We start from the raw sequence: 3874 nt of genomic DNA on the forward strand, positions 1-3874 counted from the left end.
TTTCTAAACTCTTCGGCCTCTTTATTAATACCACTTTTTTTACCGCCATGCCCATGAAACATACAAACCGTTCCTTTGGCGCTGTGCACCGCAGTGTACCAGCCTTCTAACTTTATTTTATCAGCCGTGGTTAAAATAACTTTTTCGTTAACCGAATCGGCTATTGTATTTTGTTGTTTTACTGCATTAATGCCAAATAATATTTCTTTCGTTTTATCCCACCCGCTTTTGTCTTCCTGTTTTTTTAACACCACTTCGCCAGTATTGTAAAAATGGGTAAACTTATATGCATGAAAAGCCACAATTACATTTATTAAAACAAACAGCACAATACAGGTGCGTAACAAAATCTTTAAAAATCTTTTCATAAAGCAGTGCAGTATTTTTTTCAAAAGTAAAGTTAATAATGTTGCGAACGGTATTATTTTAATATTTAGAATTTGTACTTTAGCCGCTCAATTTAAACTACTAAAACAATTTTGTATGCGATTACTGAAAAACGTATTTTTTGTTGTGCTGCTGTTAACTGCCGTTACTGCATTTGCCCAAACCGGCAAATACGGGTGGAAGACGGTAACCGCTGGCGGCTACACTTATAAATATGTAACCAACGACCCGGCAAAAGCCAGGTTTTATACGTTGAAAAATGGCTTAACGGTAATTTTGAGCCCTACCAACAAAGACCCACGCATACAATGTTATGTGGCTACGAAAGCGGGCAGCAAAACTGACCCCTCAACCAACACTGGTCTTGCTCACTACCTGGAACACATGTTATTTAAAGGCACCGATAAATTTGGTTCCTTAGATTGGGCTAAAGAAAAACCTGAGTTAGATAAAATTGATGCCTTATATGAAGAGTACAATCACACAACCGATGCAGAAAAGCGTAAAGAAATTTACCACCGCATTGATTCAGTTTCCGGTGTGGCATCAAAATTTGCTATTGCTAATGAGTATGATAAAATGATGAGTTCGATGGGGGCGCAGGGCACCAATGCTTTTACATCTTTTGAACAAACGGTTTATACTGATGACGTACCCGCCAATGCCATTGATAAATATTTAAAAGTACAGGGCGAACGTTTTAGAAACCCGATCTTAAGAATTTTTCATACCGAGCTGGAGGCAGTGTATGAAGAAAAAAATCGGGGCCTTGATGCAGACGGGAGAAAAGTAAATGAAAAATTATTTGCTGAATTATTTAAGAAGCATAATTATGGCTTGCAAACTACTATTGGTACTATAGAACATTTAAAAAATCCATCTTTAAATGAAATAAGAAAGTATTTCAATAAATATTATGTACCCAATAATATGGGTGTAATAATGAGCGGCGATTTTAACCCCGATGAAATGATTAAAAAAGTTGACGCCACATTTTCTTACATGGAAAACAAGCCTGTTGTAAAATATACTTTTAACCCTGAGCAACCCATTACTGCACCCATTGCTGCAGAAGTGGTAGGCCCCGATGCTGAAAGTGTAACCATGGGTTACCGTTTGCCGGGTAATAAAGATAAGGATGTGTTACTGGCCGATTTAGTAGGCCAGATATTAACCAATGGCAAAGCAGGCTTGATGGATTTAAATTTAGTAAAGAAACAAAAATTATTAGGTGCCTCTGCTGCTGCATTTACTTTAATTGATTATGGTATTTTGTATATGCAGGGCAGGCCAACGCAAGGGCAGAGTTTAGAAGATGTAAAAGCCTTAATGCTGGGAGAAATTGAAAATTTAAAGAAAGGAAATTTTGATGACAACCTGATAACTGCTATCATCAACAACCAAAAGAAAAATAAAATACAGGGTACAGAGTCTTATGGCTCAAGAGCAAGTGATTTGATGGATGCATTTACATCTGAATTAGACTGGAAAGAGCAGGTGGCTTATACCGACCTGTTATCTAAATTAACCAAGAAAGATATTGTGGCATTTGCCAATAAATATTTTGGAGATAATTATGTTTTTATTTACAAACGCAAAGGAGAAGATAAGAGTATTGTAAAAGTAGAAAAGCCACCCATTACACCGGTAGAAACTAACCGTAATGCACAATCTGATTTTGTAAGCAAGGTAAACAGTATGCCTGCAACTGTGGTTAAGCCTGTTTGGTTAGATTATAATAAAGATGTACAAAAAACAAAAGTTGGCCCTGCGGAAATATTGTATGTTCAAAATAAAGATAACAGTATTTTTCGTTTGCGTTACCGCTTTGATATGGGCACCTGGAATAATAAAAAATTAAGTTTGGCTACACAGTACCTTCAATTTTTAGGCACTGATAAAATGAGTGCTGAAGATATTACCAAAGAGTTTTACAAAATTGCCTGCAGCTTTACTGTAAGTGCCGGAACAGAATTTACAACTGTTACTATTGAAGGTTTACAGGATAATTTTAATAAAGCAGTAACATTATTTGAAGATGTTTTAAAAAATTGCAAAGGCGATGAAACTGCATTAAAAGCATTAAAGGCAAGAATAGCAAAATCGAGAACGGATGCTAAAGCAAACAAAGCAGCCATTATGAGCGGACTGGTTTCTTATGCAAGGTATGGCAATAAAAATCCGTTTAATTATACGCTTAGTGACGAAGAGTTAAAAAATATTACTGCAGAAGAATTGGTGAATACACTGCACAGTATGAACAGCTACAGCCATAAAATTTTATATTATGGCCCTCAGCCACTGGTGCCATTAACTGCAGCATTAAAAACACTGCATGCAGTACCGGCAGCATTTAAAGCAGCAGATGAAAAAATGAAATTTGCAACTGCATCGCAGGATAAAAACCAGGTATTATTTGCCGATTACAATATGGTGCAAAGCGAAATACGCTGGATAAGAAATACGGCTCCATACAGTGCAGATAAAGAACCGGTGATCGACATCTTTAATAATTATTTTGGTGGTGGAATGGGCGCATTGGTTTTTCAAACTATAAGAGAAAGTAAAGCGCTTGCCTATTCTACTTTTGCATTTTATGCAAAGCCTGATAAAAAGGAAGATCCGTTTTATACATTAGCGTATGTAGGTTGCCAGGCCGATAAATTTAACGAATCTATTATTGCCATGAATGAATTGCTGAACGATTTACCCAATGTAGAAGCAAATATTAATTATGCCCGTGGCGGTATTAAAAAAGATATAGAAACAGAACGCATAACACAGGACGGCATTATTTTTAATTATCTTACTGCACAGCAAAAAGGTTTAACCAGCGACATCCGTAAAACAACTTACACTGCGGTGGATAAAATTGGCTACAACGAATTGAAAAAATTCCATACTGAATATATTGCCAACAAGCCATACACTTATTGTATTGTTGCATCTGATAAAAAATTACCTGAAGATGAAATGAAAAAATATGGAGAGTTGAAAAGGTTGAGTCTGGAGGAGATTTTTGGGTATTAAAATATTGATAAGTTATTTTTTAAGAGCTCCTTTTCGGGAGCTCTTTTTTTAAAATTATCGCTGAGAAAAAGAGAAATATAGTTTACGCAGAGGAGCTTTAGTGAAATCTCAGCAACTCCTTTTCTCTGCGGTAAAAAACTCACACCTTTCCATTCTTAATTTCCTCTACCACTCCCGGATCTAACAATGTACTGGTATCTCCCAAATTTTGCATTTCGCCTTCGGCTATCTTTCTTAAAATCCTTCTCATTATTTTTCCACTTCTTGTTTTGGGTAAGCCTGTTACAAATTGAATTTTATCGGGCTTGGCAATGGCACCAATTACCCTTGTTACAGTTTGTAAAATATCCTGTCGCCGCAAATTTTCATCGCCATGGTGGCCGTTGTAAATTACATAGGCATAAATGCCCTGGCCTTTTATATCATGCGGATAACCCACTACTGCACTTTCCACCAC

General features: G+C 36.5%; 3 protein-coding genes. 1 reads left to right on the forward strand and 2 read right to left on the reverse strand.

Annotated elements, in window-relative coordinates:
• Positions 1–368: hypothetical protein (locus ACY65O_RS05935; protein WP_462219931.1), on the reverse strand; the 368-nt coding region annotated here is incomplete at its 3' end.
• A 115-nt stretch (positions 369–483) separates the two neighbouring features.
• Between ACY65O_RS05935 and ACY65O_RS05940 the strand changes: the two genes are divergently transcribed.
• The gene (locus ACY65O_RS05940) at positions 484–3417 is read left to right on the forward strand and encodes a M16 family metallopeptidase (RefSeq protein WP_462219932.1); all 2934 of its coding nucleotides are present in this window, start codon (positions 484–486) and stop codon (positions 3415–3417) included.
• Between the two features lie 139 nt (positions 3418–3556).
• Here the strand turns inward: ACY65O_RS05940 and ACY65O_RS05945 are convergent.
• On the reverse strand, positions 3557–3874 hold a 318-nt coding region (locus ACY65O_RS05945), incomplete at its 5' end, for an AMP-binding enzyme (protein ID WP_462219933.1).

Origin of the sequence: Ferruginibacter sp., assembly GCF_031430955.1 — a bacterium.
GTDB lineage: Bacteria > Bacteroidota > Bacteroidia > Chitinophagales > Chitinophagaceae > Ferruginibacter.